Here is a 25372-nt window from a genome sequence, read left to right on the forward strand (position 1 = left end):
AAGAGCCCTTGGTTACTTGGGGCTCTTCCAAGTGACTCGCCGTAAGGGCGAAACCATAAGTGGCCGTTACCGCAGAAATGGATATGTACTCAGTCACAAAATCCCCATTGGCCGCCTGGACGCCTTCGCCGGCAAGCCTGGCGCCTACAGTAAGGGCGCCCCGCATGACCTGACAGTGCGATCGGCCTGCCACCCAGCGCGCCACAGCTATGACTTTTCTGCACAACGCACCGGCTTTTATGAGCATTTTTAATTCATTTTTGCATGCATATACTGGACTCAAGCACCGGTCATGATCCGGGCCAGACCCAACAAAAACAAACAAGGGCATACACCGTGAAGACATCCATGCTTGCCATCGTCTCCCCGCTCCCAGGTACCCGCACGCGTCATGTACGCATCGCCGCCCGCAGCGAAGCGCCCCTCGCCGCCTGACCCTCCCGTACCCGTTACCGCGCCGATCGCCCCCGCGATCGATGGAGACTCCAATGAACAGCAACTGCCAACCCTTCATCAAAGCTCGTGATTTCCTGCTGGCCCATCGTACCGACTACGCCACTGCCACGCGGGACTTCCGTTGGCCGCAACTGAACGAATTCAACTGGGCGCTGGATTACTTCGATGCCATGGCCGAGGGCAACCAGGCCAACGCCCTGTGGATCGTCGAAGAAGACGGCAGCGAACAGCGCTACAGCTTCCAGCAACTGGCCGCGCGTTCCAACCAGGTGGCCAACCACCTGCGTGCCCTTGGTGTGCGCCGTGGCGAGCGCATCCTGCTGATGCTCGGCAACGACGTCGCCCTGTGGGAAACCATGCTGGCCGCCTTCAAGCTGGGCGCCGTGGTCATCCCTGCCACCGCACTGCTGACTTGCGATGACCTGGCCGACCGCATCGAACGTGGCCAGGTTCGCCATCTGGTGGTCGGTGCCGCCCATGTCGACAAGTTCGACGGCCTGGGTGAAGGCTGCAGCCGCGTCTGCGTCGGCCCGGCCCCCGCCGGCTGGACACCCCACAGCGCCGCCAGCGAATACTCCGAGCAGTTCGAAAGCGAGGGTCGCACCCTGGCCACCGACCCGATGCTGCTGTACTTCACCTCCGGCACCACCTCCAAGCCGAAGATGGTGTTGCACAGCCACCAGAGCTATCCGGTCGGCCACTTGTCGACCATGTACTGGATCGGCCTGCAGCCAGGCGACCTGCACTTGAACATCTCGTCACCGGGCTGGGCCAAGCACGCCTGGAGTTGCCTCTTTGCCCCCTGGAACGCCGGCGCCTGCATCTTCATCCATAACGTCGCGCGCTTCAGCGCCCCTGCCCTGCTGGGTGCCCTGGAGCGCTATGGCGTCACCAGCCTGTGCGCCCCGCCCACGGTCTGGCGCATGCTGATCCAGGAGGACCTGGCCAGTTACAAGGAGCGCCTGTGCCTGCGCGAACTGGTGGGCGCCGGTGAGCCGCTCAACCCGGAAATCATCGAGCAGATCCTGCATGCCTGGGACTTGCCATTGCGCGACGGTTTCGGCCAGTCGGAAACCACCGCCCTGGTCGGCAATACGCCCGGCCAGTTGCTCAAGCCCGGTTCCATGGGTCGTCCGCTGCCGGGCTACCGAGTGACCATGCTCGACCCCGACGGGGCCCCTGGCAATGAGGGCGAAGTCGCCTTGCCGCTGGACGTGCGGCCACTTGGCCTGATGCTGTGCTATGAGGACAGCCCGGAAAAAACCGCCGAGGTGATGCGCGACGGTTACTACCGCACCGGCGACACCGCGCAGATCGACGATGATGGCTACGTCACCTTTGTCGGTCGCGCCGACGACGTGTTCAAGGCCTCCGACTACCGCATCAGCCCCTTCGAACTGGAGAGCGCTCTGATCGAGCACCCGGCGGTGATGGAATGCGCCGTGGTCCCCAGCCCCGACCCGCTGCGCCTGGCCGTGCCCAAGGCGTTCCTGATCCTGGCCCATGACGAACCCGGCAGCGCCGAGCTCGCCGGCAATATCCTCGCCTTCGCCCGCGAGCACCTGGCGCCGTACAAGCGAGTGCGACGCATCGAGTTCGTCACCGAGCTGCCCAAGACCATCTCCGGGAAAATCCGTCGGGTGGAGCTGCGCCAGATGGAAGTGCAGCGTCGGCAGAGTGACGCGCGCGGCGCACAAGAGTACTTCGAAGAAGACTTCCCTCAGCTCAAGGGCTGAACCCGGGCCGGTGCGCCGGCCCTCCTGAACTCACATCCGACCACTCGGCCAACCAGGCCGAGGGGCCTCACTCGACTCAAAGAAAGCAGACAGGACCCGAAAATGACCTCATCCAGCGTTCCAAGCGTCAAGCTCCTCATCAACGGCGAGTTCGTCGAATCGCGCAGCACCGAGTGGCGCAACGTGGTCAACCCGGCCACCCAGGAAATCCTCGCTCGTGTGCCATTCGCCACCGCCGAGGAAATGGATGCCGCCGTGGCCAGCGCCAAGGAAGCCTTCAAGACCTGGCGCAAGACGCCAATCGGCGCCCGCTCGCGGATCTTCTTCAAGTACCAGCAGCTGATCCGCGAGAACATCAAGGAACTCGCCGCCCTGCTCACCGCCGAACAGGGCAAGACCCTGCCGGATGCCGAAGGTGATGTGTTCCGCGGCCTGGAAGTGGTCGAGCACGCCACCTCCATCGGTAACCTGCAGATGGGCGAGTTGGCCAACAACGTCGCCAACGGCGTCGACACCTACACCTTGATGCAGCCGCTGGGCGTGTGCGCCGGCATCACCCCGTTCAACTTCCCGGCGATGATCCCGTTGTGGATGTTCCCGATGGCCATCGCCACCGGCAACACCTTCGTCCTCAAGCCGTCCGAACAAGACCCGCTGGTGACCATGCGCCTGGTCGAACTGGCGCTGGAGGCCGGTGTACCCAAGGGCGTACTCAACGTCATCCACGGCGGCGTCGATGCGGTGAACCTGATTTGTGATCATCCGGACATCAAGGCCGTGTCCTTCGTGGGTTCGACCAAGGTCGGCACTCACGTCTACAACCGCGCCACGCAGAACGGCAAACGCGCACAGTGCATGATGGGCGCGAAGAACCATGCCATCGTCCTGCCCGATGCCAACAAGCAGCAGACCTTGAACAACCTGCTGGGCGCCTCCTTCGGCGCCGCTGGCCAGCGCTGCATGGCCCTGCCGGTAGTGATTCTGGTAGGTGAAGCGCAGACCTGGTTGCCGGACCTGATCGAACGGACCAAAACCCTCAAGATCAATGGCGGCACCGAACCTGGCACCGACATCGGCCCGGTCATTTCCTGCGCTGCCCTGGATCGCGTCAACAGCCTGATCGCCAGTGGCATCGAAGAAGGCGCCAAGCTCGAACTGGATGGCCGCAACCCGAGCGTGCCTGGCTACCAGGACGGCAACTTCGTCGGCCCGACCATCTTCTCCAACGTCACCGCGCAAATGTCCGTGTACCGCGAAGAAATCTTCGGCCCGGTGCTGTGCGTCATGCAGGCCGCCAGCCTGAGCGAGGCGATCGAGATCATCAACGCCAACCCCAATGGCAACGGTACCGCCCTGTTCACCCGCTCGGGCGCGGCGGCCCGTCACTTCCAGGAAGAAATCGACGTTGGCCAGGTGGGCATCAACGTGCCGATCCCGGTACCGGTCCCGCTGTTCTCCTTCTCTGGTTCGCGCGCCTCCAAGCTCGGCGACCTGGGCCCTTACGGCAAGCAAGTGGTGACCTTCTACACCCAGACCAAGACGATCACCCAGCGCTGGTTCGACGAAGACGACGTCGTGGGCGCGGTGAACACCACTATCACCCTCAAATGATCTGTGGCGAGGGGATTCATCCCCTCGCCACCACACGCAAAAGGTAGTCATCATGCATATCGGATTTCTCGGCCTCGGCAACATGGGCGGCCCGATGGCCCGCAACCTGCTCAAGGCAGGCCACAGCCTGACCGTCTTCGATCCCTTCGCGCAGGCAGTCGCCGCGTTGGTGGAGGCCGGCGCCAGCGCCGCCGACTCGCCCGCAGGCGTGGCCAAGGCCGGGGTGGAAGTGATCATCACCATGCTGCCAACCGCACACCACGTGAAGCAGGTCTATGGCGCCAAGGACGGCCTGTTGGCCAACATCGGCCCAGGTGTGCTGTTGATAGACAGTTCGACCATCGACCCGCTGAGTGCGCGCGAAGTTTCCAAAATCGCCCTTGCCCAAGGCAACCCGATGCTCGACGCGCCGGTCTCCGGCGGCACCGGCGGTGCGACGGCGGGCACCCTGACATTCATGGTCGGCGGCCCCGTCAGCGTATTCGACCAGGCCTTGCCGATCCTCTCGGCCATGGGCAGGAACATCGTGCGCTGCGGCGAAGCCGGTAACGGCCAGGTGGCCAAGATCGCCAACAACATGCTGCTCGGCATCTCCATGGTCGGCGTCGCCGAGGCCATGGCCCTGGGTGTGGCCCTGGGCATGGACGCCAAGGTGCTGGCCGGTGTCATCGGCACCTCCACCGGTCGCTGCTGGAGTTCGGAGATCAATAATCCGTTCCCGGGCGTGCTGGAAAATGCGCCGGCCTCGCGCGGTTACAGTGGCGGCTTCGGCACCGACCTGATGCTCAAGGATCTCAGCCTCGCTACCGAAGCGGCGAAACACGCGCGCCAGCCGGTGGTGCTCGGTGCTGCCGCGCAGCAGCTGTACCAGACCTTCAGCCTGCAAGGTCATGGCGGCCTGGACTTCTCCGCCATCATCAAACTGTTCCAAGGGGAAGTTCAGGCATGAGCGGGCAGGCAGTCCCGGTATTGGCCAGCGTGCGTAACCGCATTGGCCACCTCACGCTGAACCGGCCCAGCGCGCTGAACACCCTGGACCTGCCCATGGTGACGCTGCTTTGGCGGCACCTGCGGGCCTGGGAGCAGGACCCGGACATCGTCGCCGTCACTGTCCGTGGCGCCGGGGAAAAAGCGTTCTGCGCCGGTGGCGACATCCGCATGCTGTACGACAGTCACCAGGCCGGGGACAACCTGCACGAGCTGTTCCTCGAGGAGGAATACGCCCTGGACGAATACCTGCATGGCTACTCCAAACCGGTGCTGGCGCTGCTGGACGGGTTCGTCCTGGGCGGTGGCATGGGCCTGGCGCAGGCGGCCTCGCTGCGGGTGATCACCGAGCGCACGCGCATGGGCATGCCGGAAGTCGGCATCGGTTTTTTCCCCGATGTCGGTGGCAGCTATTTCCTGCCGCGGCTTCCCGGTGAGCTGGGTATCTACCTGGGCGTCACCGGCTGCCAGGTACGGGCCGCCGATGCGCTCTATGCCGACCTCGCCGACTACTACCTGCCCAGCGAGCGCCTGGTCGAACTGGATGCCGCCCTGGATCACTTGAACTGGACCCGTGCGCCCGCAGAAGACTTGCAAGACCTGCTGGCGGGGCTGGCCGCCGAGCGTATTGCCGGATCGGAACTCAAGGCTTACCGCCAGGTGATCGATGACTATTTCTCCCTGCCTGATGTGTCGGCGATTCGCAATGCGCTGCAGCGCGAGCAACGTCCCGAGCTGCGCGACTGGGCCGAACAGACAGTCGCGCTGCTCGACAGCCGCTCGCCACTGGCAATGGCTACGACCCTGGAACTGTTGCGCCGCGGTCGATACCTGAGCCTGGCCGACTGTTTTGCCCTGGAGCTGCACCTGGACTACCAGTGGTTCGACAAGGGCGACCTGATGGAAGGTGTGCGCGCACTGATCATCGACAAGGACAAGACCCCACGCTGGAACCCGCCAACCCTGGCGGAACTGGTGCCTGCGCGGGTGCAGGCTTTCTTCAGCGACTTTCGCCCGGCCTCTGGCAAACCCCTTCGTACCGCCTGAACGGCAGGAGACTCGCAATGCACGATATCGAATTGACCGAAGAACAACGCATGATCCGCGACATGGCACGCGACTTCGCCCGCAGTGAAGTCGGCCCGCAGGCCCAGGCCTGGGAAAAGGCTGGCTGGATCGATGATGCCGTGGTGGCGCAGATGGGTGAACTGGGGCTGCTGGGCATGGTGGTGCCGGACACCTGGGGTGGCAGTTACACCGACTATGTGGCCTACGCCCTGGCCGTGGAGGAAATCTCGGCCGGCGACGGCGCCCTCGGCGCCTTGATGAGCATCCACAACTCAGTGGGCTGCGGCCCGCTGCTCAAATATGGCAGCCCTTCCCAGCAAGACACCTGGCTGCCACTCCTGGCCAGCGGCCAGGCCATTGGCTGCTTCTGCCTGACCGAGCCACAGGCGGGCACCGAAGCGCACAACTTGCGCACGCGCGCCGAACTGCGCGACGGCCAGTGGGTACTCAACGGTGCCAAGCAATTCGTCAGCAACGGCAAGCGCGCCAAGCTGGCCATTGTCTTTGCCGTCACCGATCCGGAACTGGGCAAGAAGGGCCTGTCGGCGTTCCTGGTGCCCACCGACAATCCCGGCTTCGTGGTCGATCGCAGCGAACACAAGATGGGGATCAAGGCCTCCGATACCTGCGCGGTGACGCTGGATAACTGCACGATCCCCCAGGACCATTTGCTCGGCGAGCGCGGCAAGGGCCTGGCCATTGCCCTGTCCAACCTTGAAGGCGGTCGCATCGGCATCGCCGCCCAGTCCCTGGGCATCGCCCGCGCCGCCTTCGAGGCTGCGCTGGGGTATGCCCGCGAACGCATCCAGTTTGCCAAGCCGATCATCGAACACCAGAGCGTGTCCAACCTGCTCGCCGATATGCACACCCGGCTCAATGCTGCCCGCCTGCTGGTGCTGCATGCCGCGCGCCTGAAAAGCGCCGGGCAACCGTGCTTGTCAGAAGCGTCCCAGGCCAAGCTGTTCGCCTCGGAAATGGCTGAGCGCGTGTGCTCCAGCGCCCTGCAGATCCATGGTGGTTATGGCTACCTGGAGGATTACCCCGTGGAGCGCTACTACCGCGATGCGCGCATCACCCAGATCTACGAAGGCACCAGCGAGGTGCAGCGCCTGCTGATCGCCCGCGAGCTGGCCCACTACGCGCTCTGAGCCCTTGGCCGGACGCGCCCTGCGCGCCGGCTGCCCCCTTGCCTGCCCCTTCTGGAGTTGCCCATGCTCGGCCTGCGTAATTTTTCCATCAGCCGCCGCCTGTGGTTGATCTTGCTGACGTCCATCCTGATGCTGCTGATTCTCGCCGGCCTGATGCTCAAGCAGAACCATGACGATCTCTATGCGGCCAAGGCCCTGAAAACCCGTCACGTGGTCGAGACCGTCAGCGGCGTCCTGCGTCATTTCCAGGCCCTGGAAGGCCAGGGTCTCGAGCGTGGACAAGCGCAGCAACAGGCCAGCGCGGTCATACGCAACCTGCGCTACGGCCACGACGACTACTTCTGGATCGAAGACCTCGACACACGCATGGTCATGCACCCCAACGCCAAGCTCGAGGGCAAGCGCATGGCGGGCACCCTCGACCCTGACGGCAAGGCACTGTTCGACGAGATGGTCGCCGTGGCAAACCGCGACGGCTCCGGCCTGGTGCACTACCGCTGGCCAAAGCCGGGCTCCGACGCGCCGGTGGAGAAGGTTTCCTATGTCGAACTGTTCAAGCCCTGGGGCTGGATCGTCGGCTCGGGCATCTACGTCGACGACGTACAAGTGGAGTTCCGCCGCCAGCTGATACAGGCTTTCGTCATCGTACTGACCATCGCCCTGCTGCTCAGCGCGCTGATCCTGCTGATCGCCCGCAGCATCGCCTTGCCCCTGGCGCAGGTGGTCAATGCCATGGAGAACATCGCCAGCGGCGAAGCCGACCTGACCCACAACCTGGACAGTCGCTGGCGCGATGAGCTGACCGCCCTGAGCAGCCACTTCAACGCGTTCACCCACAAGCTGCGCGCCGTGATCGGCCAGTCCATGCAGACCGCCGGCAACCTCGACCAGGCCTCGCAATCGCTTGGCGAGATTGCCAGCAACAGCCAGCGCCACAGCCAACAGCAATCCCAGCAAATGGAACTGGTGGCCGCCGCCATCCACGAAGTGTCCTATGCCGTGCAGGACGTGGCGAAGAACGCCGAACACGCGGCCAATGAAGTACGCCAGGCCGATGAGCAGGCACGCCAGGGCCAGCACAACATCGACAGCAGCCTGCGCCAGATCGACCAGTTGTCCGAGACCATCGGCCAGGCTGTCGAAGTGATCCAGAGCCTGGCCCAGGAAAGCACGCAGATCGGCAGCGTGCTGGAGGTGATCCGCGCCATCGCCGAGCAGACCAACCTGCTGGCGCTGAACGCCGCCATCGAGGCCGCGCGCGCGGGTGAACAGGGTCGTGGCTTCGCCGTGGTGGCAGACGAAGTGCGCCTGCTGGCGCAGCGCACCCAGCAGTCCACCGCGCAGATCCAGGGCATGATCGAACGCCTGCAGGGCAACTCCGAAGCGGCGGTCGATGTCATCAATGCCAGCAGCCAGGCCGCTCGCCAAACCGTGGTACAGGCCCGCGAAACCGGTGAAAGCCTGCACCTGGTCATCACCGCGCTGCGCAATCTCACTGAACTGAACGCCTCGATTGCCAGCGCCACCCTGGAGCAATCCCACGTGGTCGAGGACATCAACCAGAATGTCACCCACGCCGCCTCGCTGGCCCACGAGAATGCCCTGGCGGCGGACCAGTCCAACGAGGCCAGCCAGAACCTGGGTCAACTGGCGGGCCATCTCAATCGGCTATTGGGGCAGTTTCGCCTTTGAAATGGATCAGCAACGATGGAGGTATCGCCTAGATGACAGCCTCGCAACCAATTGCCTCCCGCCCCGGCTCTTCGTTTGCGGGGGCCATCGACCAGGTGCACCACTCCCGCTACCTGGAAACCCGGCAAAAAGCCCTCGAGCTGTTCGCCCGATGTGGTTTCAGCCGGGTCAGCATGCGCGACCTCGCGGCTTATCTGGGGATCAAGGTCGGCTCCATCTACAACCACATCGACAGCAAGGAGGCACTGCTGTTCGAGTTGATCGAGGAGCTCTACGAACAGTTGCTGCAGGGTGCCCGCCTGGTGAGCCGGCGCAAATCCAGCCCCGCGGTACGACTGCACGCGTTGCTTGAAACGCACTTGCTGTTGCATGAGCGCATGGGCGCGCATTTTCGCCTGGCCGAGCATGACCTCCATTGCCTGGACAGCGAACAGCTTGGCTCGATCCTGGCGTTGCGCAGGCGCTACGAGGAACACCTGGTGACCACGATTGAACAGCTCACCGGTGTACCGGCGAGCGTCACCCTGCGCTCTACCTTGAGCGGCATCGTGTCCCTGCTCAACCAACTGCCGGCCTGGATTGCAGAGTCGCCGGCCGGCAAGGGATCACGGCGCAAGTTGCTGCATGACATGGTCATGGGTGCCCTGCAAGGGGCGTTGCAGGTTGACGGACAGGCTCAGGGCATTGATGGGGCCGTAGCAATGCCCAGCCTTCGCAGACTGGCTCGCCGGCCCACCATCGGCCAATAGCGAACGTCCAAGGGTGGCGATCTGTGCTGTGCTTAAGCAGGATCAACAGGCGCAAATGCTTTAGCCGCAGCGACGGTGTCCAATGACTCGCGAAGCCATTGGATCTTGCCATTCTTGGCCACCAGGCGAACGGCATACATCTGCCGATAAACTCGTCCGGTAGCAGGCACCAGCGCTTCAACGCTGTATTGCGCAAACGCAATCACCTTGTCATGGCCAGCGCCATCGCGGTTCTGACAGGTGCCTGGCAAAGAAATCAGACAGCGCCTTGATCTTCACGGGCCGCGTGCGTGCCGACGGTGTCACGAAATAAAGCCCGCCACGCATCATGTGCCACTCCGGCAACACGGCGACCAGCCGCCCATCCGCCAGGTATTCACTGGCAATGAATTCGGGAAGTTCGGCAATGGCCAACCCATCCAGCAAGGCCGGTAACAGGGCGTCAGCGTTGGTCACACGCAGAGGGCCTTTGGGGACGACGTCTTCTTCAGTGCCGTCGTCATGGGTAAAGCGCCAAACCTGACTACGCGATCGATACGCATAGCTGAGGCAACTGCGGGCTGCCAGCTCACGAGGATGGGTGGGATGTCCGTGCTCCTCCAGGTAGCCAGGAGAGGCAACAAGGTATTGGGTGACCGCGCATATCCGGCGAGCAACCAGTGACGAGTCAGGCAATACCGCAATCCGCAATGCTGCGTCGAAACCTTCTGCAATAAGGTCCACCGAGGCATCGGACAGGTGAAGGTCTATCGACAACTCGGGATACTGACGCATCAATTGCGGCATCAGCGGCGCGACCCAACGCAGGCCGAAAGACATCGGCACCGCCAGGCGCACCTGGCCTCGGGGTTCTACAGATAACTCCTGAGCTTCGCTCTCCACCTCTTCGGCTTGCCGATAGATTTCACCCGCCTTGGCGACCATGCTCGCGCCAAACTCGGTCAGCGCCAACTGCCTGGAGGTGCGGTTGAACAGTCGGCCGCCCAGGCGCTCTTCCAGTCGAGCGACTGCACGAGACACGGTGGGCACAGAGACCCCCATGACCCGCGAAGCAGCGGCGAACGAACCTTCTTCTGCCACCTTGGCAAACATCGCCAACCCTTCGAAATCCGGAAGTCTGCTCATTTCATTTCTGCAACGATTGATTGCAGACAATTCTATTTTGTAAATAACCTGCCGTCGATAAGCTTCTCCCACACCGCAACTCAATCACTCGCACCGCTTCAATCAAAACCTGGGAGAAACATCATGGCTAACAAACTCGAAGGCAAAATCGCACTGGTCACCGGCGGTACCACTGGCATCGGCCTGGCCACCGCCAAACGCTTCGCCGAGGAAGGTGCTCATGTCTACATCACTGGCCGACGCCGGGCTGAACTCGACGCGGCCGTAGCAACAGTCGGCAACGCCACCGGCGTTCAGGTCGACTCCACAAAGCTTGATCAGCTCGACGAACTGTATAGCCAGATAGGCGCTGCCCACGGTCGCATCGACGTGCTCTTCGCCAATGCCGGTGGCGGCTCGATGGTTGCGCTAGGCGAAATAAGCGAACAGCACTACGACGACACCTTCGACCGCAACGTCAAGGGCGTTCTGTTCACCGTACAAAAAGCCCTGCCGCTGTTGGCTCAAAAGTCTTCGGTGATCCTCACGGGCTCCACCGCCGGCAGTGCAGGCACCGCCGCTTTCAGTGTCTATGCCGCGTCCAAGGCAGCCGTGCGCTCCTTTGCTCGTAACTGGATTCTCGATCTCAAGGACCGCCAGGTACGGATCAACACCATCAGCCCCGGCGCAACCCGCACCCCAGGCCTGGTCGATCTGGCCGGCCCGGATGCCGCCCAGCAACAAGGGTTGCTGGATTACCTGGCCTCACTCATCCCCATGGGCCGCGTCGGCGAAGCCGAGGAAATCGCCAGCGCGGCACTGTTCCTGGCATCGGATGACGCCAGCTTCGTCAACGGCATCGAACTGTTCGTCGACGGCGGACAGCAGCAGATCTGATTGCTCATGTGGGCGGCGTCTTAAGCCGCCCACCTACCTGCCAAGGAGAATATCGAATGAACACTGTCAAACTGGCCCTGCTGGTGTTCAGCATCGCATCGGCCGTATCAGCACAAGCTGCAAACAACACTGTGCCAAGCACACCTGTCGTGAGTAACGCTATTCCACCTGCGCCTTGAACGCGTCGTACACCGATAACGGCAGGCTGATGCCCTCGCGGACCGCACGGGCATAAGCTTGCTCTTTGGCCTTGCCCGGCAGGTAAACGCCCAAGGTTTCAAGCCGCGTCATCTGCTCGCCCAGTCGTGAGGCAAAGCACTCGTCCAGCAACCTGGGTGCAATGCCAATCACCAGCATGCCTGACCCTGGGGATTCGCTGCCGGAACGGAAATCTGCTGCATCCAACGACCAGTTGGCCCCCGTCAAACCCGCCGCGAGCACCTCGACCATCAATGCGATGTTGGCGCCGCGACCGCCCCCGAATGCCAGCAACGTCCCGTGCAATGCCTCCCGCGCGCTGCGCGTTTCATTGCCTTGTGCATCAACCGCCCAGCCTGGCGGTATCGCCTCCCCCGTTTCAGCGGCCCGAAGCAGGTTGACGTAGGCCGTGGCGCTGCTGGCTTGGTCAATCGCCAGTAAACGACCTGCAGCACTGGCGGCGGCCAATGCGATGGGGTTGGTGGAGTACAGCGGCCGGCTCTGGCCCGCCACGGTGAGCAGCGGTGAGCCATTGGTGAACGCCAACGCGACCAGCCCCTCGTGCGCTAGGCGACGGGTGTAATAGCCCAACTCGCCACAGGTGAAAGCGTTGAACTGCGCAAACAGGGCGATCCCCAGTTGATGCGCATTGCTGCACAGCGCCGGGAAAGCGCGATCGAACCCCAGTTGCGCGATGCCTTGGGCCGCGTCGCAGCGGATCATGGCTGGCGCGACCTGGGTCACGATGGGCTCGGCAGCCCTGGCGATTCGGCCGGTGGCAAAGCCGCTGAGGTAGTCAGGCAAATGACCGAAACCGACCTCGTGTTGGCCATGGGCCTGGGCTGATACCGTGGCATTGGCGAGCGCCGAGGCCACGGCGTGGCTGGTGCCGTGGGCCAGGCAGAGCTGTTGTGCGAAGGTGGTGGCATCGGCCAGAGACAGGCGTTTCTCGGTTTTGTCGTCGTCCATGGTGGCTTCAGTATTCTCGGATTGTAGGTGTGCCGCAGCTTGAGAACCTGCAGGAGCGGCTTTAGCCGCTCCTGCAAGATTTGAGTCGTTCAGTTGATTATCTTTACTGGATCATCCTTGGCTCACCCACCTTCGCAGCCTCGCGGTCCAGGCCAAACGAGGCGAGGATTTCAGCGATTTCGCCCGAGGCATGCAAGGCCTGGATGTTCTTGCCCAGCGCCTCGCCCAAGGCTGCGTTGGACTTGGTGTACGGGAAGGCGCTCTGCCCAGGCTCAAGCGTGGCCTTGACCCGTTGATCGGGCTCGGACACCTTGATGCTCTTGCCGGGGTACGCGCCCTTCTGCTGCGAAGAGACCCCCACCGCGAAGCTGTCGGCGCCGACCTGGATGCGCTTGGACGCCAGGTCCTGGGCCATGGCCACCGGGTTCGGGTAGAGCACCAGATTGTCGCCAAAGGCTTTCTTCAAATCGTCCACCCAGAGGTAGCCCTGCACGGTGCCGATGCGCTTGCCGTCCAGTTCGGAAATCTTCGTGTAGCCCTCATCCGAAATAATGCCCATCACGTCCAGGTACAACGGTGCCGACAACCCCAACGCCTTGCTGCGCTCTGCCGTGCGGTACCAGTCACCGATGCCGACATCGGCGCGCTTTGCCACCACCGCCTGCACCACCGCTGCGGTGTCCACCACCATGGTCTTGACCTTCAGGCATTCGCGCTCGGCGATGCGCTTGATGATCTCGCCATCCACGCCGCTCAACTGGTTGTTCGGCCCCGGTATCGAGTAAGGCGGGAAGACATACGCCGCCACGGTCAGCACACCCGGCGTAATGGTTTCAAACTGGTTTGCCGGGGTGCATTCGGCCAGGGCGTACGGCGCGCCAGCCAGGGTCGAACACAAGAACATCCAACGGGTAAAATGTTTGAATGAGCGAGTCATGACGTCACCTTTGCAATAAGAGAGCAGCAGCCGAAAACGGCGGGAGTGGCATTTGTTGTTATGGCTGGCTGGGTGCCAGTCTTTTTTCCAGCGCCGCCACGCCCAGGGTTGCCGGAGCACAGACAGCGGCATACATCAAACCGGCCAGGATCAGCACCGGCATGTACTCGAACGTGGAGGAACCTATGGAGGACGCCCGGCTGACAATTTCTGGCAGGGCGATGGTGAAACACAGCGACGAGGCCTGGAACATCATGATCGAAAACCCCAGCAACGATGGCAGCGCTACCCGCAAGGCCTGAGGCAGGATCACAAAGCGCAGGGCGTCGAACCGGTTGAGGCCGATCACCTCAGCGGCCTCGGTTTGCCCTGGGGCCACCGCCTCGATGCCACCGCGAATGATTTCACTGGTGTAGGCCGCCGTGCAGTACGCCATGGCCAGCGCGGCAGCCCAGAACGAGGTCAAGGTCAGGTTGACGCTGGGCAGGCCAAAGTAAAAATACTGCAGCAGGATCAACGCTGGCGCACCGCGCCCAAACTCCACGATGACCAAAGACGGGTAACGCAACCAGCGGCTCGGGGCCGAGACACCGAGTGCCAGCACCAGCCCCAGGACAATACCCAGGCCCAGGCTCACCGCCGTGACCTGCATCGACAACACAAAGCCCTTCCACAACTCCGGCAGCCATTGGGCCCACATCGTCAGCAGTTCGCTCATCGGGCAATCCTCTGTTTCAACGAGGCCGAGAGCCAACGGGAGAACAAGGCCACCGGCACGCTGAGCACCAGGTAAACCACCGCCGCCGCGCTGTAGACGCTCAGGCCCTGAAAGGTTTGTTGTGAAACTTGATAAGCCTGGAAGCTGATATCGCCGACGCCAATGGTCGAGGCCACCGCCGAATCCTTGAGCAGGCCAATGGCGTAGGTGGCCGAGGTGGGAATGGCGATGCGCACCAACTGCGGTAACACCACATCGAAAAACCGTTGCGATGCCGACAGGTTAAGCACATAGGCGGCTTCGAATTGCCCGGTGGGAATGGCCGCGAAAGCACCGCGGTACACCTCGGACATGTGCGCCGCCGTAATCAGCCCCAGGCCGACGACTGCCGCGGTAAACGGCGACAGGCTGATATAGCCGCCACCAATGCCAAAGAAGATGAAAAACAGCCAGACAATCGGCGGAATGGAGCGCAGGGTCAGCACCAGCATGGCCGCCAGAAAACGCAGGGGCTTGACCCTGGACAGGCGCAGGGCACAGATCGGAAACCCCAGCACCACACCGACGCAGAAGGCAAGCATGGTGACCGCAATGGTCCACGGCACACCGTTCAACAGCATCATCAGGATGTCTTGCATCAGCGATTCCTCACGGCCTGGAGGAACTGGATCACCCGTTCATGCTCGGGCTGGCGCATCACTTGCTGGCTCGGCCCCTGCTCGATGATTCGCCCCTCGGCCATCACCACCACGCGGTCGGACACGGTTTCGGCGAAGTGCATTTCGTGGGTCACGACGATCATCGACATGCCTTCGCAGGCGAGCTCTTTCATCACCGCCAGCACCTCCAGGCCTAGCTCGGGGTCCAGCGCCGAGGTCGGCTCATCGAACAGCATCAATTCAGGGTCCAGTGCCAGGGCGCGGGCGATGGCGATCCGTTGTTGCTGGCCACCGGAGCAGCGCGCCGGATAGTGCCGGGCCTTGTCGGCCAACCCCACGCGTTCGAGCAGTTGCATGGAACGGGCGTCGGCCTCTTTGGCGCTGCGGCCCAAGGTACGGATTTGCGCCAGGCTGACATTGCGCAGTACCGTCAGGTGCGGAAAAAGATTAAACGACTGGAACACCATGCCAATGCGCCGGCGTAGCTTGAGCAGCTCCGTACGGGGTAACGCCTTGCCAGCTTCGATGTGCACGCCATCCATACTGACCCGGCCCTGTGTCGGCGGCTCCAACTGATTGATACAGCGCAGCAAGGTACTCTTGCCCGAACCACTGGGCCCGATAATGGCCACCACCTCGCCCTTGCTCATTTCAAAACACACGTCGTGCAGGACGGGATAGGGGCCAAACTGCTTATGAATTCCCTCCAGGCGCAAGAACGGTTCGGCGCTGGCCACCGGGCGCGGTGCCAAGGAGGGCGCGGATTCGATCACGGTCATACTGCTCATGTTTTTGCTCCAGCTATCGATCGCCGTCGACTAAGGGCGTGCGCGAAAGTTTTATCGGCCCGTTGGCGCTGATCAGGACCTGTTCTTCGAGCTTCACCCCTTCCCCACCGCCTTGTTCTCCGATGTAACTTTCCACCGACACCACCATGTTTTCCTCGAACAGGCCGTCGTAACCCCACTCGGCGAAATCCACGGCGTAGGCGACGCTGGGGTACTCGTCCACCAGGCCGACGCCGTGCAGCATCATCATGTAGCGGTTGTGCTCAAAGCGCTTGGGCACAGGCCAACAGTGTTCGGCAAACTCGCGAAAGGACAGGCCCGGGCGCAGCAGTTCGACGTTGTGGTTGATCTGCTGCGAGGCGATTTCCAGCAAGTCGCGCTGGGCCGCTGTCGGCGCCTTGCCGGGGCAGACGAAGCTGCGAGAGATGTCCGAAAGGTAACCACCGGGCCCGACCATGTCGGTGTCAAAACAGACCATCTCACCGGCCTTGATGACCTTGTCGGTGGCGTCCTGGAACCACGGATTGGTGCGCGGCCCGGAGCTGAGCAAGCGGCTTTCGGCCCATTCCCCGCCGTGCGCGACATTAGTCCCGTGCATGATGCTCCACAGCTGGTTTTCAGTGACCCCCGGCACCAGGCTTGTGCGCATCCGGGCAATGGCCAGGTCGCACACGCCCATGGAGACCCGGTGGCTGGCGACCTCTTCCGCCGATTTGATCAGGCGTGCCTGCTCCATCAACGGCTGCGCATCGAACAGCTCAATGCCCTTATGCGTCAGGCGCTGCGCGCCCCAAGGGTCACAACGGTCCACTGCCAGGCGGCGATTGCCACCACCGTGGCGGGCCATCAGGTCCGCCACTTCCTCGGCCCAGCGCTCGGCTTTTTCCTGCACGCGGGGGCCGGCCAGAAAATACAGCCAGGGAATCGCCGGGCGAATTTCATCGATGGTTTCCACGTGCTCGCTGTTGTGCCGGCTGCTGGTGAACTCGAACAGCACCACCGGGCCGTCGGTGGCTACGAACACATAGCGGCTGGGCGAGTGCATCACCCACAAACCGAGGTTGTTGGTGTCGGTGGCATAGCGAATATTGATCGGATCGGCCAACAGAATGCCGGCGTAATCCTGGACCCGCAGTTGCTCGCGAATGCGCTCCAGGCGGTAATGACGCAGGGCTTTGCGGTCGATGGCGCAATACGCATCGAGTAACGCCGTGTCGACCGGCGCCAGCGCATGTTCAGTGACCTTGGCATCGCTGCGAAAGCGCAGGTCGCGTTCGGTTAACGCCGTGAGCAGCTCAATGGAATCAGAACCCGTATGCATGCAACAACCTCCGCTGGGAAGAGTTTGATGTTCATCAAATTCAATCAGTCCAACTGTTGGGGCAGTAACTAAAGGCTTCTAAATCAGGTGACGGCTGTCTTTATCGTGGTGGGCGACACACGGTAGCTAGAGGTCCTTGACCAGCCGCAGGGCATCGTAGATGGCCGCATGGGTATTGCGCGACGCCACGGCATCACCAATGCGGAACAACTGGAAGCGCCCTTCGGGGTTGCTCGCAACGGTTTGCGGCTTGCCGACAATCAGGTCCATGTACTCCACGGCGCCCTCGTTGCTGGCCAGGGGCTTGAGTTCGAAATACAGTTCATCCAGCGGCCGGGTGCCGTGGTTGACCACCACCTGATCCACCCGGCGTGTTTTAGTCAGGTCACTGTAATCGGTGCCGATCGTAGCCAGAAACTGGTCGCCTTGTTTCTCCACAGCCTTGAGCCGGTAGGTGACGGTAAAGGTGGTGTCCAGTTGCTGCAACGAGCGCATGTAGGGCACCAGGTTCATGCCCATGACTTCCGGCGCGAACGAGCGGTCGGGGGTCATGATTTCAGTCTTGGCGCCACTGCGGGCGATGAATTCGGCGGCTTGCAGGCCGGCGTGGTCGCCCGCATCGTCGTACACCAGCACATTGCGCCCAGGCTTCACGTCACCGGAAATAATGTCCCAGCTTGAAACCAGGAATTGATTGCCGCGTTCCAGCACTTCCGTGTGCGGCAGGCCCCCGGTCGCCACGATCACCACGTCGGCATTTTCATCGAGAACAATCGCGGTGTCTGCCCAGGTGTTGAAGTGAAACGTCACGCCAAGGCGCTCGCATTGCGCCATGCGCCAATCGATGATGCTGATCATTTCCTTGCGCCGCTCGGACTGCGCGGTCAGGCGAATCTGTCCGCCGGGTTTGTCCGCCAGCTCATACACCACCACCTCGTGGCCGCGCTCTCCTGCCACCCGTGCCGCTTCCAGGCCACCAGGGCCGGCGCCGACAATCACCACTTTGCGCTTGTGCGCAGCCTTGGGTATTTCATGAGGCATGGTGGTTTCACGCCCGGTCGCGGCGTTGTGGATGCAGTAGGCAGCGCCAGCGTTGTAAATGCGGTCCAGGCAATAGTTGGCGCCCACGCAAGGGCGGATATCGTCTTCACGGCCTTCGATGATCTTGCGCACGATGTGCGGGTCGGTCATGTGCGCGCGGGTCATGCCGACCATGTCCACCAGCCCCGAGGCAATGGCATGACGCGCCGTGGCCACGTCGGGAATTTTCGCTGCATGGAAGGTCGGGAAGCCGGTCAGCGCCTTGATTTCGCCGGCAAAATCCAGGTGCGGGGCATTGCGCATGCCCTGGATCGGGATGATGTCGGTCAGCCCGGCGTCGGTGGCGATGTTGCCGCGGATCACATTGAGGAAGTCGATCATGCCACTGTCTTTCAACAGTTGGGAGATCTGCAAGCCCTCCTCTTTTTGCAGGCCGCCGGCGAGCACTTCGTCCCCGGTGTAGCGAATGCCGACGATAAATTCCGGGCCCACGCGTTTGCGAATGGCCGTGAGCACATCGAAGGTAAAGCGCAGGCGGTTTTGCAGCGAGCCGCCATACGGCCCTTCCAGTTCGTTGGTCAGCGGCGACCAGAACTGGTCCATCAAGTGACCGTAGGCTTGCAGCTCGATGCCGTCCAGGCCGGCGGCTTTCATGCGTTCGGCGGCATCGGCGTAGTCGCGAATGATGCGGTCGATGTCCCACTGTTCGAGCTGCTTGGGGAAGGCGCGGTGTGCGGGTTCCTGATTGTGGGAGGGCGACACCACCGGTAGCCAGTCGCCTTTGTCCCAGCGGGTACGCCGGCCCAGGTGAGTGAGCTGGATCATCACCGCCGCACCATGTTCATGGCACTCGTCGGTCAAGTCTTTCATCCAGCCGACCACTTCGTCCTTGTAGGCCAGAATGTTGTTGAACACGGGTGGGCTGTCACGGGAGATCGCGGCGGAGCCTGCGGTCATGGTCATGGCTACACCGGCTTTGGCACGTTCGACGTGATAGGCCCGGTAGAGCTTTTTCGGCATCCCGTCTTCCGGGTAAGCCGGTTCATGGGAGGTGGTCATGATGCGGTTGCGCAAGGTCAAATGCTTGAGGCGATAAGGCTGAAGTAGCGGATCGTTTTTCATATCGGTCTCGCAAACAGGTCATCAGGCACGCCGACAATATGCCCCTGTGTACACAGGTGTCAATACTCTTGACGCTGGTGTACAGTTGACCACGAAAAGCACATTTCAACAGGGAAGAAATGCCCATGAAAGCAACCACCTCAACGGCGGAACCGGCAGGCCGAGGCTCACTGGAAGCCTGGCTCAATGCGGCCTACGAGAGCCTGACCGAGTCAGGCGTCGATGCCGTGCGAGTGATGCCGCTGGCGAAAAAACTGAATTTGTCGCGCACCAGCTTCTACTGGTTTTTCGAAGACCGCGATGCCTTGCTCATCGCCTTGATCGAGCAATGGAAAAACAAGAACACCTTCAACCTGGTGACCAAATCCCAGGCCTATGCCGAGTCCATCACCGAGGCGATCCTCAACGTCTTCGACTGCTGGCTGAACAGCGATTTGTTCGACTCGCAGTTCGAGTTCGCCATGCGCAGTTGGGCGCTGCAATCACCGGAAGTGGCGCAGGAAATCGGCCAGGCTGACGAGCAGCGCGTCGAGGCATTGCGGCAGATGTTCGACCGTTTCGGCTTTGAACACGATGCGGCGATAACCCGCGCCCGTTCGATCTACCTCACGCAAATCGGCTACATCAGCATGAAAACCCGGGAGCCCCTGGCCCAGCGCATGCGCTACATCCCCGAGTACCTGAAGATTTTCACCGGCAGGGAGCCGGAAGCCCGTGAGCTGGAGCGCTTTTATCAGCGCAACGGTTTTAGCAGTGCCGATTTGAACGTCTGAATCATCGACTCCAAGTCGTTTCTTTGGAGAGCGTCCTGGTAGGCCCTCCCTTTGGCGCACCGCTGCCAGGCATTCCTTCAATCAGTGCCTGGCCCGAATCGCCGATAGCCCCGTCCGGGGTCGGTATCTGAACCATTGCGATAGGTCCGGTGTTCTCCACGAAACTGCAAATGGGGCTACCCTGAAAGTGTTTACCTCAAGGTCGCGTGTTACATCTGCCCACCCTTAACAGGCAGGTCGTCGATGTATCAGAACCTAGCGCTGCTTGCCGCCTTCCTCCTTACCTACAGCCTATTTGCGGGGCGCTTCGAGTCACGCCTGCTTAATGGCCCGCTTATGTTCATGCTTGCCGGCCTGCTGCTCGGCCCGGCATTTCTGGGCGTTCTGCAACTCCGGATTGACAGGGAGGGCCTCAAGTTCCTGGCTGAGCTGACGCTGGCGATTGTTCTGTTCAGCGATGCGGCCAACGCCGATTTGAAGGTCCTTCGGGCCAATGAAGGGCTTCCACTGCGCTTGCTGATGATAGGGCTACCGCTGACCATAGCGGGTGGTTGGCTAGTCGGCGTCTGGCTGTTCCCACAGGTCCCACCGTTGGAGCTGGCAATATTGGCGACGCTTCTGGCGCCCACCGATGCTGCGCTCGGCAAGGCGGTTGTGAGCAACCCTCAGGTTCCCGCGTCCGTGCGTGAAGGGTTAAACGTTGAGAGCGGGTTGAATGATGGAATCTGCGTTCCAGTGTTGCTTATGTTTTTGGCATTGCTGGTCGAAGAACAGACACGGTCCCCTATCTCACTGGCATTAGAGTTAGTGATCGAGGAACTGGGCATCGGTGCACTGATCGGTATTACCCTGACGCTCATCGCCTGGCGGTTGCAGCGCTACTCCGTAAAACACCAGTGGCAAACGCCAGTGTGGTCACAGTTGACCCTGCCCGGGCTCGCCATCCTGTGCTTTGCCACAGCGCAAACACTAGGCGGTAGCGGATTTATCGCCGCGTTCGTCGGTGGGTTGCTTGCAAGCTTTCTGTTTACCGAGCAAAAGCACCAGATGCTCAAGGCCAGCGAAGAGTTCGCCAGTCTGTTATCGGTCATTACCTGGGTCGTATTTGGCGCACTGGTGATCCCGTGGGCCTGGAGCAGCCTCACCCTGAACATCTGGCTTTACTCGGTGCTCAGCCTGACCATGATTCGCATACTGCCCGTGCTGATCAGCCTGGTCGGAACCCGCTTCGATTTCGAAACTCGCCTCTTCATCGGTTGGTTCGGCCCGCGAGGCCTGGCCAGTATTGTCTTTGCCGTCATGATATTGGCCTACCCCCTGCAAGCAAGCCGTACCTTGGTGGCTACTGCTGTCTGTACCGTTTTACTCAGTGTGCTATTACACGGCCTGAGTGCCAATCCATGGGTTGCACGGCTGGCCAGTCGTGATCATTGATGACCGTGTTTGTTCAGTAATCTCGAACTGCGCTGGCCGCTGCGTTTTCTGTTGCATCACCCTGTGTTCTCCTGCTCGAAAAGTGAGCAGAAGCAGTTGAACACCTGGGTCAGTTTGCGGTCAGCGGCAACAATTTAGCTTCACGAGCAATCACCTGGTGCAGGCGCACCCTGGCATGAACGTCTCCCGTGGACTGTGGATTCAACCGGCTGCCCGCTGCACAAAGCGGGAACAGGGTCACTGGCAAACTCGTGAAGTGACCCGGTTCCCATGGGCGATGCCGGTCAAGCGCAGCGCCTATGACTTACGCCGCCTTGAAGCAGTATGCAGCCAGCTTGTTACCGTCCAGGTCCCGTGCGTAAGCCGCATAGGCGTTGGGTGCCCAGCCTCGCGGACCCGGTGCGCCTTCGTCGGTGCCACCGCTGGCCAGGGCTGCCGCGTGGAAGGCGTCGATAGCGGCGCGATCTGCTGCTTCAAAGCTGACAGTGACACCATTGCCGACGCTGGCAGGCGCGCCATTGGCGGGTTTGAGCACGAAGAACGACGGGGCGTTTTCACCCCAGATCGAGCCATTGTCATCCAGATCGGCGATGCGTTTCTGGCCGAGTGTGGCGAGCACGGTGTCGTAGAAACGGCGGGCCTGCTGCAAGTTGTTGGTACCAACGGTGACGTGGGTGAAGATGCTCATCTTGATGCTCTCTCTATGAAAAACAGGCTGTATGGGGCCCGTGCGCGCTCGACGCCAGGGCGCTTGAATCAGCGATCGAAATGGATGACGGTGCGAATGCTCTTGCCTTCATGCATCAAGTCGAAGGCCTTGTTGATGTCCTCGAGCCCCATGGTGTGGGTGATGAAGGTATCCAGCGGAATGTCACCGGCCTGGGCCTTTTCGACGTAAGTGGGCAGTTCGCTGCGGCCTTTTACGCCGCCAAATGCCGAACCGCGCCAGACACGACCGGTCACCAACTGGAACGGGCGAGTACTGATTTCCTGACCGGCGCCGGCGACGCCAATGATCACCGACTCGCCCCAGCCCTTGTGACAGCACTCAAGCGCTGCACGCATCAGCTGGACATTGCCGATGCACTCGAAGGAATAATCGACGCCGCCCTCGGTCATTTCGACGATCACGTCCTGGATCGGTCTGTCGTGATCCTTGGGGTTGATGAAATCGGTGGCGCCCAGTTGCCTGGCGATCTCGAACTTGGCCGGGTTGATATCGATGGCGATGATGCGACCGGCCTTGGCCATGGTGGCGCCGATGATCGCCGCCAGGCCGATACCGCCCAGGCCGAAGATCGCCACGCTGGCGCCCTCTTCCACCTTGGCGGTGTTGAGCACAGCACCGATGCCGGTGGTCACGCCGCAACCGAGCAGACAGACCTTGTCCAGTGGCGCTTCCCTGGGGATTTTCGCCAGGGAGATTTCCGGCAGCACGGTGTATTCGGAAAAGGTCGAAGTGCCCATGTAGTGGAAAATGGGTCGGCCCTGATAGGAAAAACGGCTGGTGCCGTCCGGCATCAGGCCCTTGCCCTGGGTCGCACGAATTTTCTGGCAGAGGTTGGTCTTGCCGGACATGCAGAACTTGCAGTCGCCACATTCCGGTGTGTACAGCGGGATCACGTGATCCCCCACCGCCACCGAGGTCACGCCTTCGCCGATGGCCTCGACGATGCCGCCGCCTTCATGCCCGAGGACGACTGGAAAGAGGCCTTCCGGATCCGCGCCGGACAGGGTAAACGCATCGGTATGGCAGACGCCGGTGGCGATGATTCGCACCAGCACCTCCCCGGCCTGTGGGGGTGCCACATCGATTTCGACGATTTGAAGAGGCTGGTTCGCCGCGAAGGCGACAGCGGCTCGTGATTTGATCATGGTGTTTTTCCTGGGCGCACAGAGGCGTCGCCGCTGTGCAGAAACGGTAAAAATCAGTAGTAGAAGAGTGTTACGCAGGGCGGGCATCCGTGCCCTCGTGACTGGTTAGAGCGACGCCTCGATCTTTTTTGCCGCGGTTTCATCGACCCAGGCGTGCCAGACTTCCGGGTGCTCCTTGAGGAACATCCTCGCCAGCTTCGGCGATTCGATGCGTTCCCGGGTCATCCGTGCCAGGTTCTGGTTCAACAGATCGATGGGAATGTTGACCTTCTCCAGCACAGCGACCAGTTCGGGTGCCTGCTCATGGAAAGTCCTGGAGAGCCCGACCATGGTGACGACGTCTTTGTTGGCCCCGGTTTCTTCCAGTCTTATCGCATCGATCTGCCCCATCAACGGCGTCGGTGACCAGTAGTAGAACAGCACCGGTTCACCGCGTTTATAACTGGAGAGCACGGCGGCATCCAATGCCGCTCCTGTCCCTGGGCGGAAGTTGGTGAAGGTGTTTTCCAGCCCATAGGCTTTCAACATCTCGGTATTGTCCTGTTCGCAGATCCAGCCCGCAGGGCAGTTGTAGAAACGGCCTTTGGACGGCTCCTCCGGATCCTTGAACACCGCCGGGTACTTGCTCAGATCGGCGACCGTCTTCAGCTCGGGCGCCTGCGCCGGTCGATTGCGCTTGGTGTCTCCCTCCACGACATAACGCGGCACATACCAGCCCTGGGTCGCCCCGATGATCGGCGCGCCCACCCCGACGACCTTGCCGGCCGCCGCGGCCTTTTTCCAGACCTCGCTGCGCTCCATCCACTCCTCGCCAAACACCTGGATGTCGTTGCCGGCCAACGCGGTCTCAAGAATGATGGTATTGCCCACCAGCTGATCCGTGGCACAGCCATAACCCTCCTTGAGCACCACCATCATGATGTCGGTGAGGAGCATCCCGCTCTCCCAGTTCAAGCCGGCAAATTTCACCGGCTTGCCCGAATCACACCAGCCCGAAGCCTGGCTTGAAGCACTGCCGACGAGCAAGCCAAGGGTGAGTAAAGAAGCCAGCAAACTCTTCCTGTTTTTCATGATCAGACGCTCCGAATCATTATTATTGGGGGCAGCGAACTGTTGTGGGCGACACAGGAACAAACGGGCCCATGAGATTTAACATGGCCAGGTGCGCGCGCAAACATGTGAAGCGAAGAAGTGAATCAGTTGCCTTTATGGTTATGGGCGACACTCAAACCAATGGATCAACGGTGGTACGTCCGTAGAACAACTGGCGTGCATAGGCGCTGAATTCGACATTGGGTTGGTCCACATACGCCAACACCGCGTTGAGCCTCAACCTGTCGCCTGCCACCGGCGTGACCCGGTGCAATGAATAGCGGCCACGGAACAGTGTCAGGGTGCCGGGCACCTGAGGCAGCACCTCTACCTGCTGTGTTTTCGGGTCATCGAGGAATTGCCTCACCGCCTCATGACAATCGTCGTGTTCATTGCGCAGCATGCGCACATACTCGAAATCCCCGCCCGCGTTCGCCGCCTGCAGTGACAGCGTGACGCTGAAGTCGGAACGATCAAAATGCCACCCCAATTCCTGCCCTGCCGTGAAGCCCTGCAGGTTGAGGGCGGCCAGTGGATCGGCGTGGCGATAGAGCGTTTCCAGGTTCAATACATCCTTGATGAACGCCAGGACTTCATCCGCTTCATAGATCGACCGGATCGCATGGTCGAGCGGAATATCGGCGTAGGCAACGGTGTCTTTGGCCGTGGTCATCAAGCGGCGCAGCGGATGTTGCGGATCGACGCTTTCGTCCTGGGGTTTGAAATAAACCGTGTGATTCTCCCTGAAACGAAACATGCGCGAGTGCAGTGCAAGGGTCTGCTGCGCCATGGCGACAACCGATGGCTCGCGGACAAAACCCGGGAAGATCGCCACGCCCTCTTCGCCGAGCAGCGACTGGCTTTGCGCAACCAGTGCCCGGTATGAGGAACTGGCGCGATCGGTGATGGGGTAACGCTCGAGGTCGATGATATCGCCAAGGGTGTGTGCAGCAGTGGTGGGCAGGTTGGTCATTGTTGTGGTCTCCGGTGGGCTCTG

24 protein-coding genes are annotated in these 25372 nt (G+C 61.6%); 11 read left to right on the plus strand and 13 right to left on the minus strand.

The window, feature by feature from the left end; translation table 11 throughout:
• Positions 1-247: hypothetical protein (locus tag QLG10_RS14605; RefSeq protein WP_282487591.1), on the minus strand; the 247-nt coding region annotated here is incomplete at its 3' end.
• Between the two features lie 241 nt (positions 248-488).
• Between QLG10_RS14605 and QLG10_RS14610 the strand changes: the two genes are divergently transcribed.
• From QLG10_RS14610 to QLG10_RS14640, 7 genes are all read left to right on the plus strand, one after another.
• On the plus strand, positions 489-2192 hold the full coding sequence (locus QLG10_RS14610) for an AMP-binding protein (RefSeq protein WP_282487592.1): 1704 nt from the start codon (positions 489-491) through the stop codon (positions 2190-2192).
• Between the two features lie 102 nt (positions 2193-2294).
• Complete coding sequence (locus tag QLG10_RS14615) at positions 2295-3803, plus strand: CoA-acylating methylmalonate-semialdehyde dehydrogenase (RefSeq protein WP_188263616.1); 1509 nt, start codon at positions 2295-2297, stop codon at positions 3801-3803.
• 52 nt (positions 3804-3855) lie between these two features.
• Positions 3856-4752: a 3-hydroxyisobutyrate dehydrogenase gene (gene mmsB, locus QLG10_RS14620; protein ID WP_110752488.1), complete on the plus strand. Its 897-nt coding sequence runs from the start codon at positions 3856-3858 to the stop codon at positions 4750-4752.
• A complete protein-coding gene (locus tag QLG10_RS14625) occupies positions 4749-5837 on the plus strand; it encodes an enoyl-CoA hydratase/isomerase family protein (protein ID WP_110752486.1) in 1089 nt (362 codons plus the stop codon). Before mmsB ends, QLG10_RS14625 begins: the two co-directional genes overlap by 4 nt.
• Positions 5838-5854: 17 nt before the next feature.
• The gene (locus tag QLG10_RS14630; RefSeq protein ID WP_020800496.1) at positions 5855-7006 is read left to right on the plus strand and encodes an acyl-CoA dehydrogenase family protein; all 1152 of its coding nucleotides are present in this window, start codon (positions 5855-5857) and stop codon (positions 7004-7006) included.
• Between the two features lie 63 nt (positions 7007-7069).
• Positions 7070-8698 carry a methyl-accepting chemotaxis protein gene (locus QLG10_RS14635; RefSeq protein WP_282487593.1) on the plus strand — a complete coding sequence of 543 codons (1629 nt, stop codon included), beginning with the start codon at positions 7070-7072 and terminating at the stop codon, positions 8696-8698.
• 32 nt (positions 8699-8730) lie between these two features.
• On the plus strand, positions 8731-9447 hold the full coding sequence (locus tag QLG10_RS14640) for a TetR/AcrR family transcriptional regulator (protein WP_282487594.1): 717 nt from the start codon (positions 8731-8733) through the stop codon (positions 9445-9447).
• Positions 9448-9657: 210 nt separating this feature from the next.
• Here QLG10_RS14640 and QLG10_RS14645 read toward each other — a convergent pair whose 3' ends face one another.
• On the minus strand, positions 9658-10572 hold the full coding sequence (locus tag QLG10_RS14645) for a LysR family transcriptional regulator (protein WP_110752482.1): 915 nt from the start codon (positions 10570-10572) through the stop codon (positions 9658-9660).
• Between the two features lie 123 nt (positions 10573-10695).
• Between QLG10_RS14645 and QLG10_RS14650 the strand changes: the two genes are divergently transcribed.
• Both QLG10_RS14650 and QLG10_RS14655 read left to right on the plus strand, forming a co-directional pair.
• Positions 10696-11448: an SDR family oxidoreductase gene (locus tag QLG10_RS14650; protein ID WP_110752480.1), complete on the plus strand. Its 753-nt coding sequence runs from the start codon at positions 10696-10698 to the stop codon at positions 11446-11448.
• A 56-nt stretch (positions 11449-11504) separates the two neighbouring features.
• Complete coding sequence (locus tag QLG10_RS14655) at positions 11505-11627, plus strand: hypothetical protein (protein WP_282487595.1); 123 nt, start codon at positions 11505-11507, stop codon at positions 11625-11627.
• Here the strand turns inward: QLG10_RS14655 and QLG10_RS14660 are convergent.
• The 7 genes from QLG10_RS14660 to QLG10_RS14690 form a co-directional block, all read right to left on the minus strand.
• Positions 11608-12615 (minus strand): Ldh family oxidoreductase, encoded by a 1008-nt coding sequence (locus QLG10_RS14660; RefSeq protein WP_282487596.1) that lies wholly within the window; start codon positions 12613-12615, stop codon positions 11608-11610. The genes QLG10_RS14655 and QLG10_RS14660 overlap by 20 nt on opposite strands.
• Positions 12616-12718: 103 nt before the next feature.
• Positions 12719-13552, minus strand: a complete 834-nt coding sequence (locus QLG10_RS14665) for a transporter substrate-binding domain-containing protein (RefSeq protein ID WP_179057148.1) — start codon at positions 13550-13552, stop codon at positions 12719-12721.
• Positions 13553-13610: 58 nt separating this feature from the next.
• A complete protein-coding gene (locus QLG10_RS14670) occupies positions 13611-14270 on the minus strand; it encodes an amino acid ABC transporter permease (protein WP_110752474.1) in 660 nt (219 codons plus the stop codon).
• The gene (locus QLG10_RS14675) at positions 14267-14908 is read right to left on the minus strand and encodes an amino acid ABC transporter permease (RefSeq protein WP_282487597.1); all 642 of its coding nucleotides are present in this window, start codon (positions 14906-14908) and stop codon (positions 14267-14269) included. Before QLG10_RS14675 ends, QLG10_RS14670 begins: the two co-directional genes overlap by 4 nt.
• On the minus strand, positions 14908-15717 hold the full coding sequence (locus tag QLG10_RS14680) for an amino acid ABC transporter ATP-binding protein (protein WP_282487598.1): 810 nt from the start codon (positions 15715-15717) through the stop codon (positions 14908-14910). The genes QLG10_RS14675 and QLG10_RS14680 overlap by 1 nt, the downstream gene beginning before the upstream one ends.
• Before the next feature lie 13 nt (positions 15718-15730).
• Positions 15731-17038 (minus strand): Xaa-Pro peptidase family protein, encoded by a 1308-nt coding sequence (locus QLG10_RS14685; RefSeq protein WP_282487599.1) that lies wholly within the window; start codon positions 17036-17038, stop codon positions 15731-15733.
• Between the two features lie 126 nt (positions 17039-17164).
• Positions 17165-19201 (minus strand): NADH:flavin oxidoreductase, encoded by a 2037-nt coding sequence (locus QLG10_RS14690; protein ID WP_110752471.1) that lies wholly within the window; start codon positions 19199-19201, stop codon positions 17165-17167.
• Between the two features lie 125 nt (positions 19202-19326).
• Here QLG10_RS14690 and QLG10_RS14695 point away from each other — a divergent pair, with 125 nt between their 5' ends.
• Positions 19327-19974: a TetR/AcrR family transcriptional regulator gene (locus tag QLG10_RS14695; RefSeq protein WP_282487600.1), complete on the plus strand. Its 648-nt coding sequence runs from the start codon at positions 19327-19329 to the stop codon at positions 19972-19974.
• Between the two features lie 243 nt (positions 19975-20217).
• Positions 20218-21408, plus strand: coding sequence for a cation:proton antiporter (locus QLG10_RS14700; RefSeq protein ID WP_042955806.1), 1191 nt, complete (start codon positions 20218-20220; stop codon positions 21406-21408).
• Positions 21409-21712: 304 nt separating this feature from the next.
• On the opposite strand, the gene QLG10_RS14705 is transcribed toward QLG10_RS14700, so the two are convergent.
• The 4 genes from QLG10_RS14705 to QLG10_RS14720 form a co-directional block, all read right to left on the minus strand.
• The gene (locus QLG10_RS14705; protein WP_110752423.1) at positions 21713-22096 is read right to left on the minus strand and encodes a VOC family protein; all 384 of its coding nucleotides are present in this window, start codon (positions 22094-22096) and stop codon (positions 21713-21715) included.
• 68 nt (positions 22097-22164) lie between these two features.
• Entirely contained in the window at positions 22165-23283 is a 1119-nt protein-coding gene (locus QLG10_RS14710; protein WP_110752421.1) for an S-(hydroxymethyl)glutathione dehydrogenase/class III alcohol dehydrogenase, read from the minus strand.
• Between the two features lie 105 nt (positions 23284-23388).
• The gene (locus tag QLG10_RS14715; protein WP_110752419.1) at positions 23389-24354 is read right to left on the minus strand and encodes an ABC transporter substrate-binding protein; all 966 of its coding nucleotides are present in this window, start codon (positions 24352-24354) and stop codon (positions 23389-23391) included.
• Between the two features lie 154 nt (positions 24355-24508).
• Complete coding sequence (locus QLG10_RS14720; RefSeq protein ID WP_110752417.1) at positions 24509-25348, minus strand: hypothetical protein; 840 nt, start codon at positions 25346-25348, stop codon at positions 24509-24511.
• Positions 25349-25372 lie beyond the last annotated feature (24 nt).

Source organism: Pseudomonas sp. V98_8 (assembly GCF_029967975.1).
GTDB lineage: Bacteria > Pseudomonadota > Gammaproteobacteria > Pseudomonadales > Pseudomonadaceae > Aquipseudomonas > Aquipseudomonas umsongensis.